We start from the raw sequence: 14,214 nt of genomic DNA, 5'->3' as shown, positions 1-14,214 counted from the left end.
TCGCATAAAGAAAAAAACCGCCGCGATGCGAATCGCGGCGGTTTTTTTACGCTCCGTGCCGATTCGCCGGCGGGAGGCGCTCAGCCTCTGCGATGCTCGTCGTGGTTGCCGCCGCCCGAATGCTGGTCACCGTGCTGCGGCTGTGCCTGAGGACGCGGCTGCTGCGCCTGCTGCGGATGCGGCTCCTGACGCGGTTGCTGTTGCGGTTGCGGATGAAACTCCGGCCGGGGTTGCTGTTGCACCTGCTGCTGGCGCGGCTGCTGTTGAGGCTGCGGCTGCGGATGGAACTCCGGCCGGGGTTGCTGCTGCACTTGCTGCTGGCGCGGCTCCGGACGTGGTTCCTGGCGCGGCTGCTGCATCGGTTGCTGCACGGGCTGCGGATGATATTCCTGACGCGGCTGTTGCTGCGCCTGAATTTCTGCCGGACGCGGCGCCCGCGGCTCAGGCTGACGCTGCGGTTGGGCCTGCTGCTGCGGCGGTTGCGGTTGGGGTTGCGGGCGAATCTCCTGCTGACGCGCCTGCTGCTGCTGTTGCTGCTGGACCGCCGGATTCTCCCCGGGACGCGGCGCACCGTGCTGCTGCGCGCCGGGCTGTTGCGCCGCGAACTCTGGCCGTCCTGTCTGCGGCTGCGGGCCGCCGTGCTGCTGGGCTTGCTGCGCCATCGGCGTGTGCGGCTGGGTCCAGGCGGGCTCGTGACGCTGGTTTAAACCCGGGTTCGCGCCTGGCTGCTGACCCGCCTGCTGCGGCATACCCCGCTGCTGCTGCTGCTGCTGTGCAAACCCCGCCGGATTGCCGCTGTTCGCTTGCGGCGGACGCGGCACACCGTTCGACGGATGACCCGCCTCGCCAGCCTGCGGCCGCTGGTTGGCCATCTGCGGCGGCATGCCTGGCCGCGCTTGCGATTCGCCGCTATGCGGTGCTTCGCTCGGCCGCTGAGCGGCCTGTTGTTGCATGGCGCCGGCTCCACCCGGCGCGCCCGGCGGCGTCCCTGGATGCGCTTGCTGCTCTGCGCCGCGCGGTGCTTCGCCCGGTCGCTGCTGCATCCCATTCGGTCCACCCGGCGCACCGGCTGCCATCCCCGGCGCACGTCCGGCGATATGCGATTGCACGACCCGCACGTTCTGCACCGGCAGCGCGCCCGGTCCACCCGCCATGTGCGCCGGCACCGAGGTCCGCACGATAGGCTGACCGCCGCCCGGCACCCGTCCGCCGCTTTGCGCGAAACGCTGCGCGAGGCTGTCGTGGTAGGCCGCCGGCATCACCGGACTACGCGTTGCCACCACCGGACGTGTCGTTACCGCCGCCGGCGGCCGGTAATTCGCGTTGCGCTGGCCCGGCCCGAAACTCTCCCGCACCGGCGCGATGCCCGGACCGCCCGGGTTGATCTGTGCGTTGCGCCATTGCCGCGGATCGACCTTCTGGGCAAAGCGTCCGACCGGCTGTCCGTGCACGAAGGCCGTCGCCGGCACTGCGGTCACGGCGCCCGGCGCGCGGTAGTTGATGTATGTGTTGTGAATGTTGGTCGCATTCACGTTGCGGTTGTAGTTGTTGACGATCGTCGTCCGGTTGACGCGGTTGTAGTAGCCGGGACTCCAGTGATCGTGACCGCCCCAATGCGGATGCCACGGCTCGCCTGGCCCGAGCGGGAACCACGCGACGCCGGCGGCGACCGCTCCGCCGATCGCCAGATCCACTCCCCAGTTCACGCCGCCGCCGCCGCCGCCCACGAAGGCAACGAGGGCCGGCGCGTAGACGGGCGGCTCGCTGACCGCGACTGGTCCCGGCACCCACGCCCACGAGTCGTCGACCTGAGCCCAGCGGCCGTAGTGGTAGGGCGCGAAGCCCCATGGCGCGTCGTCGACCCACGTCCAGCCCCACGGCGCCTGCCACACCCAGTGGCCGTCGCGATACGGCGCCCAGCCGGCGGGCGTGCCGCGCGGCACCCAGACTTCGCCGTATTGCGGCGAGCTTTGCCACGTGCCGTTGGCGTCGAGGTCCTGGTAGCCGGGAATGTCCCGCGACACGTAGCGCGCCGACACCGAGCGGTCTTCCGCGGCGTCGCGGCTGGCGGCCCATTGGTCGAAGGCGTCGAGGCCAGGCGCGCCATTGTCGGCGAGCTGTTGCAGGTTGGTGCCGCTAAAGCGGATCTGCTGGCCGGCCGCGAGCGGCACCTGGCCGCCGTCGCCGTATACCGTGGCGGCGCCGCTGCGCACGGTGACGGTCGTGCTGCTGCCGTCGGGTGCGACATCGACGCGATAGTCGCCGGGGCCGTTCAGGCCGAGCGCGAGATTAGGCGTATCGATCTCGTAGGACGAGCCCGGTGCGAGCTCGCGCACGCGCGCCGACAACGTGCCTTGCGCGACTTTGAGTTGCGCGCTGTTGTCGTCGAGGTTGAGCAGATCGAGGCTGGTGGACGGTCCGAGGCGCACCGCGGTCGAGCCGATGTGCAACTCCGAGCGCGCGTTCTGATCGTTCCACAACTGGTCGCCGGTGGTGAGCGGGCGATTGACCTGCGCGTAGGACCAGTCGGTGGCGCCGGCCGGTTCGGTGGTCACCGCGCCCGCCGTGTAGTTCAGACGCGCGACGCGGCCAGGCGGATCCGTGTTCTGCGCGGCGGCGGCGCTCTGCGGCGCCTGTTCGATTTCCTGAGCAAAGGTGGCCTGGCCTGCCAGCAGGAAGGTGGCGGCTGCGATCAGCGTACAGCCGACAACGCGGCGGTTCGAATAGCGGTGTGGGATGACTGTTCTCATGATTTGGCTCCGACGGACGCGGCATCGTGCGGCATCCGTGCAGTCACTGTACCCGCGGCGTTTGTTTCAAGACCCCCACTTTTGTAAGGCCGGCTCACCAGCGTGTAACAAAAGGTCTCGATAAGGCGATTCGTAAGCTGGTTGCCGATTTCCTGTAACCGAGTCACGCACTCAAGGGCGCCTCACGCGGCGAGAAACGCGTCGAAATGACGATGCCCAGCCGGCGTGATGCGCAGAATTCGCGGCCGCTCGGCGCGCTCGACCCAGCCGTGCGAAGTCCACGAATCGAGCAGCGCCGCGCCGAGGGCGCCGCCCAGGTGCGGACGCCGTTCGCTCCAGTCGGGGCAGGTGCAGGCAAAGCGCCGGCGCCGGCTTTTCTGGGCCGACGTGTCGATGCCCCAGTCGGCGAGGCGGGCAATGCCGTCGGCGGTCGCTTCCAGCGACGTGCCATGCAGCGTCAGCAGACCGCCTTCGACCAGCCGCTCAAACACGCGCACCGACAATTCGCCGGCCATGTGGTCGTAGCAGGTGCGCGCGTAACGCATGTCGAGCGGCACGGTGCGCACGGGGCGCGGCACGGGACGCTGCGGCGCGCTGACTTGCGCGACGTTGGCGAGCGCTTCGATCGACGCGGCGATATCCGGCGAGGCGATCCGGAAATAGCGATGCCGGCCACGCACTTCGAGCGCGAGCAGGCCGCCGTCGGTCAGGCGCGCGAGATGGGCGCTGGCCGCCGATGGCGAGAGCCCCGCGATCATCGTCAGTTCGCCGGCCGGGCGAGCGCTGCCGTCCATCAGTGCCCACAGCATGGCGGCGCGGCCGGGATCGGCGAGCAGTGCGCCGATGCGGCTCAAGCCGGGGAAATGGTGCTGGTTCTGTTCGTCTGCGAGGGTGGCAGGCATCTGATGTCTCCGGAGAGCGGCGCTTTTGTCGCGCCATGTAGGCCACTGTATCGGCCTGCGCGATTCGATGTTTCAGCTTAGCGTGAAGTGTCGGATGCAGCAGCTACGAAAACCTGGCAGGCGGGTAGCGTGTCGCGGGTTGGCTGTTGGCCCCCGAGCCGCGCTTCGGTGCCGCCCAAGACCGCCAGGCTAGAATCGAAGCCTGTCCTAGCAGGAAACAAGCAGCCATGAAAACTCTCCTTGCCGTCGTTGCCGCGGCATTGCTGCTCGGCGCATGTGCGCAGGGCGGCGGCGCGTCGGGCTCAGGCGCGGGCACCGGCAGCATCACGATGTACGGCACCATCGACGAAGGTATCTCGGTCCGCAAATAGGCGAGCGGCCGGCCACTGATCACGTGTGGCAGAAATTGATGCACCATTGGCATTTCTGCCACCGGCATTCATGTGACGATCGGGTCATCTCCCTTCCGCCGCCTTGGACCTTTCGATGCCACCGTCCGCCGCTTCCACCATCTCCGCCCGTTCAACCGGCCTACGCGGCAGCGATCCACACGACCGGCGCGCCGCGCGCGTGCTGGCCGTGTGCCAGGCGCTGTACACGTCATCGGTATCGATCGATCTGACGCTGACCGGTCTGGTCGGCTACACACTCGCCGACGATAAAGCGCTCGCCACACTGCCGTTCTCGCTGATCACCGTCGCCGCCGCGCTGACGACCATCTTCGCGTCGTTCCTGATGGCGCGCGTGGGCCGACGTGCCGGCTTCTTGCTCGGCGCGGGCGTCGGCGCGCTCGGCGGCGCGGTGTCCGTATGGGCGATCTTTCATCAGAGTTTCTGGGCTTTCTGTGCCGGCACGGCGACAGTTGGCGTGTTCCAGGCATTCGCGCAGTACTACCGGCTCGCCGCCGCAGATGCAGTCGGCATCGACGACAAAAGTCGCGCGATTTCGACCGTGCTGGCGGGCGGCGTGGTGGCCGCCGTCTGCGGACCGCTGCTTGCCGCGTGGAGCAAAGACTGGCTGGCGCCGGTCGCATTCGCGGGTTCGTATGCGCTGGTCACGGGCTTCGGGCTTTTATCGATTGCGTTGCTGACACTGCTGTATCGCGACAAGGCGCCCATCGCGAGCACAGCGGCAACTCACGAGGCGGCGCGGCCGCTCGGCGAGATCGTGCGGCAGCCGATCTTCGCGGCGGCGCTCGCCAACAACGCGCTCGGCTACGCCGTGATGATGTTCGTGATGACCGCGACGCCGATCGCCGCGGTCGCCTGCGGCCACACGATCGGCGACGGCGCGCAGATCATCCAGTGGCACCTGGTCGGCATGTTCGCGCCGTCGCTCTTTTCCGCGCGGCTGATCAAGCACTTCGGCGTGCTGCGGGTGATCGGCGCGGGCATTGCGCTGTCTGCGCTGTGCGGCGTACTCGCCTTGCGTTCGACCGATCTGCCGCATTTCTATGCGGCGCTCGCCTGTCTCGGCGTGGGCTGGAATTTCATGTTTGTCGGCGGCTCGACGCTGCTCGCGCAATCGTACCGGCCGTCGGAGCGGGCCAAGACGCAGGCCACCAGCGAGTTCACGACGTTCGCGTTTTCCGCGCTGGGTTCGCTGTTTGCAGGTCAATTGCTGGCCCGTTTCGGCTGGGCGACGATCAATGCCGCGATATTTCCGCTGCTCGCGGCGGCGGCGCTGGCCACGCTCGGGTACGCGTGGTCGCGCAAGCGGCAGTTAATGGCGGAGGTGTCCTGATGGCGGTGCGTCATATCGTGTTCGCGGTCGCACCGGATCTGGTGCTGCTCGACGCCTGCGGACCGCTGGAGGCGTTCTGGCGTGCGGAGTTGACGGTCGCCGGAACGGCCGGCGCTGGCGTCGCCCAAGCTCTGGACAGAGACAAGGGAGTTAGCCGCGACGCGGGCCGAACGGGCATATCGGTCAGTTCGGCCAATTCGGCTGATTCAAGTAATTCGGCAAGTTCGGCTAGTTCGGACGACGCGGCTAATCCGTACAGCGCGGCTAGTGCAGCCGGTTCAGCCACTTCGGCCAGTTCACCCAGCCCCAGTCGCCGCGCGCCGCAACCCGTGGCCTACCGCACGACAGTGGCCTCGATCGACGGCGGCATCTTGCAGACCTTCCCGGGTTTGCCGATCGTCACCGAACGGCTCGATTCACTCGACGATCAACCGATCGACACGCTCATCGTTCCCGGCGTCCCCGTCGACGAACACTGCACGCTGCAGCCGGAGCTCGTCGCGTGGATCCGGCGCCATGCGCCGCGCGCGCGGCGCGTGTGCTCGGTGTGCACCGGCGCGTTCTATCTGGCGGCGGCGGGCCTGCTCGACGGCCGTCGCGCGACCACGCATTGGCGCGAAGCGCCGCGCCTCGCGCAGCGGTTTCCCAACGTCCGCGTGGATGCCGATCCGATCTTTATCCGCGATGCCGGGCGCGGCGAAGGCGACAGCGTCGTGTGGACCTCGGCGGGCGTGACGGCGGGCATCGATCTGGCGCTGGCGCTGATCGAGGAGGACGTCGGCCACGCGGTCGCGATGCAGGCGGCGCGGCGGCTGGTGGTCTTCATGAAGCGGCCGGGCGGCCAGTCGCAGTACAGCGCGGCGCTGGCGGCGCAGGCCTCGGCGAATGGGCCGTTCGAGGCGCTGCATAGCTGGATGACGGCGCATTTGCGCGACGACCTGTCGGTCGAGCGGCTCGCTGAACGAACCCTGATGAGCCCGCGCACCTTCGCGCGGCGCTACGTCGACGAGGTCGGCCGCACGCCGGCTAAAACCGTCTCGGCGCTGCGGCTGGAAGCGGCTTCGCGCGCGCTCGCCGAATCGCGACGGCCGCTCAAGCGGATCGCGCTCGACTGCGGATTCGGCAGCGAACAGAACTTGCGGCGGGCTTTTCTGCGGCGTTTCGGCGTGCTGCCGCTCGATTATCGCGAGCGCTTCATGTCGGCGGCCGCGCCGCAAAACGCGGCCGTTCCCGAGGCCGCCTCCGAGATTGCCGAGGCGGGTTGAACGCGCAACCACAGCGAAAGCTCCCCGAAAGCCAAACTCGCGCTCCCAGAGGACTTTTCCCGCGCGCTGCATGCCGAGCTACGACGGGTCAATATTGCGCTCGTATAATCGCCTCCTTTCAATGCATCCGATTGACCGGAGTCAAGATGAGCAACCCTTCCGTAGCGCCGCTGGACCGTTCCGAAACCACTTTCCGCTTTCTGGCCGAGCCGAGCTCGGTCAACTTCGGCGGCAAGGTGCACGGCGGCGCGTTGATGAAGTGGATCGACGAAACCGCGTACGCGTGCTCGGCGGTGTGGTCCGGTCGCTATTGCGTGACGGTCAGCGTGGGCAATATCCGCTTTCGCCGGCCGATTCTCGTCGGTAACCTGGTCGAGCTGCGCGCCCGGGTGGTGGCCACGGGCCGCACCAGCATGCACATTCATGTTTCGGTCCACGCGGGCGACCCGAAAGGCGGCGAACTGCTGCAAACCACGGATTGCCTGATCGTGATGGTCGCCGTCAACGAGAACGGTCAGCCGGTGCCCGTGCCGGCCTTCGTACCGGAGACGGACGAACAGAAGCGCCTCGCCAGGTACGCGATGGACGTGAAGGAAGCGCTCGACGCGATCGTCGAACTGAAGCCGGAAGAGGTGGCGCAGGGGAAGGTTTAAGCGACGCCTGAAGGCGCCGCTCGCGGGCCGCGCGAAGCTGAAATCCGCGCGGACTGCCGTCGTTTTGAATCACGCTGCTCGGCGAAGCACGCGACCGGCGCGGCCAGCCGCCGCGCGCGTGATCACAGGCATTCGCTTAGCTCGCCGAATTGCCGACCATATCCTTCGGCTGCACCCATTCATCGAACTGCTGCTCGGTGACGAAACCGAGCGCCAACGCCGCGGCCTTCAGCGTGGTGCCTTCCTTGTGCGCCTTCTTGGCGATCTTCGCGGCCTTGTCGTAGCCGATGTGCGGATTGAGCGCCGTCACCAGCATCAGCGATTCGTTGAGCAACGTCCCGATGCGTTCGTGATTCGGTTCGATGCCGACCGCGCAGTTGTCGTTGAAACTGCGCGCGCCATCGGCGAGCAGACGCACCGATTGCAGCACGTTGTGCGCGATCATCGGCCGGAACACGTTCAACTCGAAATTGCCGCTCGCGCCGCCGATATTCACCGCGACGTCGTTGCCGAATACCTGCGCGCACAGCATTGTCAGTGCTTCTGACTGGGTTGGATTGACCTTGCCCGGCATGATCGAGCTACCCGGCTCGTTCTCCGGAATCGACAGTTCGCCGAGGCCGCAGCGCGGGCCGCTTGCCAGCCAGCGGACGTCGTTGGCGATCTTGTTCAGACTCGCCGCCACAGTCTTCAGCCCGCCGTGCGCGAACACCAGCGCATCGGCCGCGGCCATCACTTCGAATTTGTTCGGCGCCGACACGAACGGCAAACCGGTCAGCTTGCCGATCGCGGCCGCCACCTTGTCGGCGAACTGCGGATGCGCGTTCAAACCGGTGCCGACCGCGGTGCCGCCCTGCGCCAGCTCGTAAAGATGCGGCAGCGCCGATTCCACGTGACGACTGCCATGATCCAGTTGCGCGACGTAGCCGGAAAACTCCTGACCGAGCGTAAGCGGTGTGGCGTCCTGCAAGTGCGTGCGGCCGATCTTGACGATGTCGGCGAACGCCTTCGCTTTGCCGTCGAGCGTGTCGCGCAGCGTCTTCAGCGCCGGCAGCAAATGCTTGACGATCGCGTACGCCGCGGCCACGTGCATGGCGGTCGGAAACACGTCGTTCGACGATTGCCCGCGATTCACGTCGTCGTTCGGATGCACTTTGCGCGCTTCGCCGCGCTCGCCGCCGAGCAGCTCGCTGGCGCGATTCGCGATCACCTCGTTGAGGTTCATGTTGGTCTGCGTGCCGGAGCCGGTCTGCCACACAGCGAGCGGAAATTCATCCGGATGCTTGCCCTCGATGATCTCGTCGGCGGCCTGCATGATCGCCTTCGCCTTGCTTTCGTCGAGCACGCCGAGGCCCAGGTTGACTTCGGCGGCGGCGCGCTTGATCACGGCCAGCGCGGTGATCAGTTCGGGCGATTGCTTCTCGGTCGAAATGCGGAAATTCTGCAGCGAGCGCTGGGTCTGCGCGCCCCACAGACGCGCGTTCGGCACGGCGATTTCGCCGAACGTGTCGCGCTCCATTCGTACGTCTTCAGTCATGTTCCACTCCGCTGATCAAAGTTCTGCGTTGACGGGCAATAGGGAGAATAGACCTGTTAGCGCATTCCGGTACAAGCCGGCCTGCGGATCGAAAATGTAGGTGCGGTGCGCGCCGTTTTCGACGTCGGTCCACACGAGCGGCGAGAGCGGCGCGCCGATCGAGCGCAGGTAGGCGAGTTGCGCGTCGTCCGCGAGCGTGACGCGATAGCTTTCCTCGGGCCCGGTGGCGCGCTCGAAAATTCCCGCGACCTGTTCGGCGAGCGGCGGACTGTGAATCACCAGCGCAAGTTCGGTGTTTAGATTGGCCGAACGCGGGTCGAGATTCATCGAGCCGATCACCAGAATCTTGCGATCGATCACATAGGTTTTCGCGTGCAGACTGGCGCGCGAGCGCGAGCCGGCAACGCCCGCGGTCGGTGTGTCCTGCTGCGGCTTGAATTCGTATAACTCGATGCCCTGTTTCAGCAGCGGCACGCGAAACGGGCTATAGCCCGCCTGCACGGCGACCGCGTCGGTGGCGGCGAGCGAATTGGTCAGCACGGCGATGCGAACGCCGCGATGCGTCAGTTCGCCGGCCGCCTTGACGCCCGAATCGTGCGGCACGAAGTAGGGCGAAATGATCAGGAAGTCCTTCTGCGCGTCGCGCATCAATTCGCCGAGCCGCTCCATGGGCGGACTCACATAATCCGGCGACGGATGCACGATCTTCTCCGGCAAGTCCGCTTTGAACTCGGCCGGCGCCCAGGTCAAGCCGAGCTGGTCGTTGGCGATCTGCGCGGCGAGCGGCGTCGCGTTCAGCGGCTTGGCGTTGTACGGATCCGCGTTGGTGCGCCAGTGCTGACGCAAGTCGTCGCGCGTCTGGTCCAGTTCCTTCGCGTCGAACTTCTGCTTGTTCAGCACGCGCAATGGATAGGCAATGCTGCTGTTCCAGTAGTCGTCGAAACTCGCGGAGATGTCGGCGGTGATCGGGCCGGCGGCCAGCACGTCGAGATCGCGGAACTGCAGCGTTTCGCTCGCGCTGAAATATTCGTCGCCGAGATTGCGGCCGCCCACGATCGCGATCTGGTTGTCCGCGATCATCGCCTTGTTATGCATGCGGCGCGTGAAATGGCCGATCTGCGTGAACACGTTGGTCGTGCGTTCGAATACGCCTTGTTGCGCGCTGCCAAACGGATTGAACACGCGAATCTCGATGTTGTCGTGCGAGTTCAGGCCCGCCATCACCCGGTCGATGTCCTTGAAGTTCAGATCGTCGACCAGCATGCGCACCCGCACGCCGTGGTCGGCCGCATAAAGCGCGGCGCCGAGCAGCAGCTTGCCGGTGGTGTCCTCGTTGGCGATGTAGTACTGCATGTCGAGGGTTTTGGTCGCGGCGCGTGCGAGCGCGATGCGCATCTGCAGGGCGTCGGTGCCGCTTGCGAGCACGCGGAAACCGGATTGATCCGGATGCGCGGCTTCGAGCGGCGCGAGCGCCGTGTGCAGCGGTGTCGTTTCCGTGGCGGGGAGTGCGTGGGTGACCTGACGGTCGAATGCGGTGGCGGGCGGTCGGCTCGCGCAGGCAGTCAAAAATGCCGTTGCGCAGCACAGAAGGAAGAAATGTCTCGTTGTCCCCAAGGCGGATTTTCGTTGAGGCATGCCGGACTCGCCTATGCGTTGCAGTGCGGCCCGGCTTTGATCTTGATGCGACGGCACGCTTTTCCCCTAGTTTGCAGACTTGTCATGGCGGCAGCGGGCGAACGGCTCACGCTGCCGAGAAATCCATTCTAAGGGGAATCAGGCTGCTGGGCTTTTGATCTTGCAGATGGGCGCGGCGGCGCGCTTTCGCCTTGAAGCACGCGCGTTGCGGGTTCTGCGGTTACGCCATGGAGACAACCGCAGTAACCGTTATTGAACGCCGATCGTGCAGGCCGCGCGCATCGGGCCGTGACAGGTGCAACGCGCGCGGCTCGCCTGTTATCCGCGTTCGGCGTTCAACACCTCTCCGCCGTCCACATGCGTCGAACCTTTCGCGGGACGTCCTGCCCAGTACCCCGCGAGCAGCGAGCCCGACAGGTTGTGCCACACCGAAAACAGCGCGCCGGGCAAGGCCGCGATCGGCGTGAAATAGAGCTTGCCGAGCGTCGCGGCGAGGCCCGAGTTCTGCATGCCCACTTCGATTGCGAGCGTGCGGCACACGGCTTCGTCGAAACCAAGCAGACGGCCGCCCCAGTAGCCGCCGAGCAAACCGATCCCGTTATGCAGCACCACGCCCAGCATCACCACGAGGCCGACCGACGCGATGCTCTTCTGCGTGCCGCCCACCACCGCGCCGATGATCAGCACGATCGCGACCATCGAGATCAGCGGCAGGATCGGTTCAATCTTGCGCACGAACTTGCCGAACAGGTGATTGACGATCAGGCCGACCACGATCGGCAACGCGACGATTTGCAGAATGCTCATCAGCATGCCGTGCACGTCGACGGCGATCGACGCGTCCACATACAGACGCGTAAGCAGCGGCGTCGCGAAGACACCGACTAGCGTCGACAGCGCGCTGATCGTGACTGACAACGCGACGTCGCCGCGTGCCAGATAGATCATCACGTTCGACGCCGTGCCGCTTGCCACGCTGCCCACCAGCACCATGCCGGCGGTGAGATCGGGCGGCATGCGCAGCGCCTTGGCGATCACCCAGGCGGCAAGCGGCATGACGAGTTAGTGCAGCACGATGCCGGCGATCACCGGCGCGGGCCGCGTGAAGACGCGCTGGAAATCGGCCACGGAGAGCGTGACGCCCATCGCCAGCATGATGATCGTCAGCAGCGTGGTGACGTGCGGCGCGACGCCGGCGAACGAGGCGGGCGAGAAGTACGCGGCAATCGAAACGAGCACGGCCCAGAGCGGGAAAAGACGGGTGACGCGGGCGAGCATGACGGGTGGTCCTTGATTATGTTTTATGGCGAGAAGCAGGGTTGGTCGAGCGGCGCGCCACCGGCGGTGGCGCGCTTGCGGGAGTCTGCCGCGTGAATTCGGCAAGCCTTGTCGGCGGATGATGGGCCTTCGGGCGGCGCTGGCCTTTTTGAGGCGCGCGAGCGGGTTTTTGGCGTGAGGCGCGGGTGCGCGTCTCTCAGCCGGAACGCGATATTTTACCGTTCGCGGCGCATTGCACGTGCGTCTATGGTTGCACGCGCAACCAGGTGCGCACCGTTCCACTGGGGGCGGGCGGCGGCGCGCCGAGCGTGGCAGTACCGCGTTGATGGTTAGGCTTCACGTGGATTTGGCCGACGACGGGCCGCGCGTTGTCCGATGGCGCCGTGGGTGTAACTTCGCGCGTGATTGATCGGCGACCCGGCGGGCTCGGGCAACACGGCGCCTCTAACCCAACGTCAAACGGATTTGACCGGCGACCCGCCGGACATTGCCGGCACGCGCCGCAGGCTCAGTTTGTGGAAGCGCAGCGTCATCAGCAGCGCGACGCTGGCGAGGCCGGCCGCTAGCCCCCACCACAACCCGCGCGCGCCGAGGCCGAAGTGAAACGCCAGCGTGTAGCCGGTCGGAAAACCGATCACCCAGTAGCCGAAGGCGGCCGCGATCATCGGCACGCGTGTGTCTTTCAAGCCGCGCAGACAGCCGGAGCCGACCGTCTGCATGCCATCGACAATCTGGAAGATTGCCGCCACGCCGAGCAGCGAGCTCGCGAGTTTGACCGTGGCCGCATTGGCCGGGTCGTCGAGATGCAGATAGAGGCCGACGATCCAGTGCGGCGCGGCGATCAGCACGAGGCCCGACAGCGTCATGAAGGCGACGCCGAGCGCGAGCGCGACGAAACCGGCGTGGCGCGCGGCGAGCGGCTGGCCGGCCCCGGACCAGAAGCCGACGCGCACGTTGGCCGCCTGACCGATCGCGAGCGGCACCATGAAGGCCACCGAGGCCACATTCAGCGCGATCTGATGCGCGGCCAGTTGCGACTCGCCGAGCAGTCCGACCATCAGGCCGGTGGCGAGAAAGAGCGTCGACTCGACGCCGTAGGTGATCGCGACCGGCCAGCCGATGCCGAACAATTCGCCCATCAGCGGCACGTTCGGCCGGGTGGCGACGACAAAATGACGATAACGCGGCCGCAAATGCAACAGCGCCATCAACACGAGCGCGCTCAGCCAGACGGTGATCGAGGTCGCGGCCGCCGAACCGAGAAAGCCGAGCCGCGGCAGGCCATAGGCGCCGTGGATCAGGCCGTAATTGAGAAAACCGTTCACGCCGACGCTCGCCAGCGACACCCATAAGAGCCGTTTCGCCGCGCCGATCGCCGGCAGGAACGAACGCATCAGGCCCACGCCGATCAGGCTGCCGAGCGCGCCCCAGCGCAGCACCGCCGCATATTCGCCGACGTTGTGCGCAAGCAGCGCGGGTTCGCCGAAAGCGAGCAGAACCGGCGCGGCGAACGAGAGCAGGAAGAACGCCGGCACCGACAGCAGCACCGACAGCACCAGGCCGGTCCAGTAGATGTGCGGCACGCGGCCTTCGTCCTGGGCGCCGCGTGCGTGCGACACGCTCACGCTGACCGAGGTCAACACGCCCTGCAGCAGCGTGACCACCACGAAAAACAGATTCGCGCCGAGGCCGCCGGCCGCGAGCGCGTCGGGGCCGAGCGAGCCGAGCAGGATCGTGTCGGTGACGCCCATCGCCATTTGCGAAAGTTGCGCGATGGCGAGCGGCGCGGCGAGCCGCGCGGTGTCCGCGGCGTGGCGGGTCAGGGTCGGCGGCCGGGCGGCCACCCGGGTGATGCCGGATTGAGTCATGGAGCGCCTGGCGGCGGAAGTGGCGACAGCGCGACGGCGGGCGCGACGAGCGCGCGGGCGGTGGCGAGGGCAGCGGCTCGATGAGCCTCGGCGAACGCTCGAGGCAGCCGCCGGCCAGTGTGTCAGCCGATTGTTGGTCTGTTGAAACTGACAGCTTATTGCTTAGGCGCGGCGATGTCGATGGAAGAGGCACGATTTTGGTGCGTGCGTACCTCCGAGTTTTCGGAGCGCGGGGTGACAGGCCCGTGTTTTAGCTCCGCGTATTGGCTCCGCCGATTGGCCGGTGTATCAGGCCTCGTGGACCGCAATCCGCGTGTCGCCGAGCAGGACGACCTGACCCGCGCGGATCTTGCACGTTTTACGCGTTTCGACCCGACCGTCGACGGTGACCGCACCATCCGCCACCATCATTTTTGCCGAGCCGCCGCTGTCCGCCAGCCCCGTTATCTTCAGGAGATTGTGCAGTTCGACGTAGTCGCCGGTGAGCGTGAAATCTAGGTTGGGCATGGCGTTTGCACCTTCAGGCAAAGGGTTCGCATCATAAGCCAGAAGCTTGCCCTGGATGAAGTTCGCGGTGTGCGCC

Annotated in this window: 10 protein-coding genes and 1 pseudogene; 4 read left to right on the top strand and 7 right to left on the bottom strand. The window is 66.7% G+C overall.

Annotated features, from left to right (window positions below; all coding sequences use genetic code 11):
- Window positions 1-80: 80 nt before the first annotated feature.
- Window positions 81-2,750, bottom strand: a complete 2,670-nt coding sequence (locus B0G73_RS24400) for a DUF6600 domain-containing protein (RefSeq protein WP_106283795.1) — start codon at window positions 2,748-2,750, stop codon at window positions 81-83.
- 182 nt (window positions 2,751-2,932) lie between these two features.
- On the bottom strand, window positions 2,933-3,652 hold the full coding sequence (locus B0G73_RS24395; protein ID WP_106283794.1) for a helix-turn-helix transcriptional regulator: 720 nt from the start codon (window positions 3,650-3,652) through the stop codon (window positions 2,933-2,935).
- Between the two features lie 227 nt (window positions 3,653-3,879).
- Here B0G73_RS24395 and B0G73_RS40630 point away from each other — a divergent pair, with 227 nt between their 5' ends.
- The 4 genes from B0G73_RS40630 (at window position 3,880) to B0G73_RS24380 (ending at window position 7,313) form a co-directional block, all read left to right on the top strand.
- Window positions 3,880-4,023, top strand: a complete 144-nt coding sequence (locus tag B0G73_RS40630; protein ID WP_181196635.1) for a hypothetical protein — start codon at window positions 3,880-3,882, stop codon at window positions 4,021-4,023.
- A gap of 115 nt (window positions 4,024-4,138) precedes the next feature.
- Entirely contained in the window at window positions 4,139-5,395 is a 1,257-nt protein-coding gene (locus B0G73_RS24390) for an MFS transporter (protein WP_106283793.1), read from the top strand.
- On the top strand, window positions 5,395-6,660 hold the full coding sequence (locus B0G73_RS24385; RefSeq protein ID WP_106283792.1) for a GlxA family transcriptional regulator: 1,266 nt from the start codon (window positions 5,395-5,397) through the stop codon (window positions 6,658-6,660). The genes B0G73_RS24390 and B0G73_RS24385 overlap by 1 nt, the downstream gene beginning before the upstream one ends.
- A 146-nt stretch (window positions 6,661-6,806) precedes the next feature.
- Window positions 6,807-7,313 (top strand): acyl-CoA thioesterase, encoded by a 507-nt coding sequence (locus B0G73_RS24380; RefSeq protein ID WP_106283791.1) that lies wholly within the window; start codon window positions 6,807-6,809, stop codon window positions 7,311-7,313.
- A 136-nt stretch (window positions 7,314-7,449) separates the two neighbouring features.
- Here the strand turns inward: B0G73_RS24380 and fumC are convergent, their stop codons facing one another.
- The 5 genes and pseudogenes from fumC to B0G73_RS24355 all read right to left on the bottom strand — a co-directional run bounded on the left by fumC (window position 7,450) and on the right by B0G73_RS24355 (window position 14,138).
- On the bottom strand, window positions 7,450-8,850 hold the full coding sequence (gene fumC / locus B0G73_RS24375; RefSeq protein ID WP_106283790.1) for a class II fumarate hydratase: 1,401 nt from the start codon (window positions 8,848-8,850) through the stop codon (window positions 7,450-7,452).
- A gap of 15 nt (window positions 8,851-8,865) precedes the next feature.
- The gene (locus B0G73_RS24370; protein ID WP_106283789.1) at window positions 8,866-10,485 is read right to left on the bottom strand and encodes a phospholipase D family protein; all 1,620 of its coding nucleotides are present in this window, start codon (window positions 10,483-10,485) and stop codon (window positions 8,866-8,868) included.
- A gap of 318 nt (window positions 10,486-10,803) precedes the next feature.
- A pseudogene (locus B0G73_RS24365) lies at window positions 10,804-11,763 on the bottom strand (bile acid:sodium symporter family protein).
- 455 nt (window positions 11,764-12,218) lie between these two features.
- The gene (locus B0G73_RS24360) at window positions 12,219-13,631 is read right to left on the bottom strand and encodes an MATE family efflux transporter (RefSeq protein ID WP_106283788.1); all 1,413 of its coding nucleotides are present in this window, start codon (window positions 13,629-13,631) and stop codon (window positions 12,219-12,221) included.
- Window positions 13,632-13,919: 288 nt separating this feature from the next.
- Entirely contained in the window at window positions 13,920-14,138 is a 219-nt protein-coding gene (locus B0G73_RS24355; protein ID WP_011489423.1) for an RNA-binding S4 domain-containing protein, read from the bottom strand.
- Window positions 14,139-14,214: the final 76 nt, after the last annotated feature.

Source organism: Paraburkholderia sp. BL25I1N1 (assembly GCF_003002025.1).
Taxonomy (GTDB): domain Bacteria; phylum Pseudomonadota; class Gammaproteobacteria; order Burkholderiales; family Burkholderiaceae; genus Paraburkholderia.
This window is presented reverse-complemented; position numbering and strand designations above follow the sequence as displayed.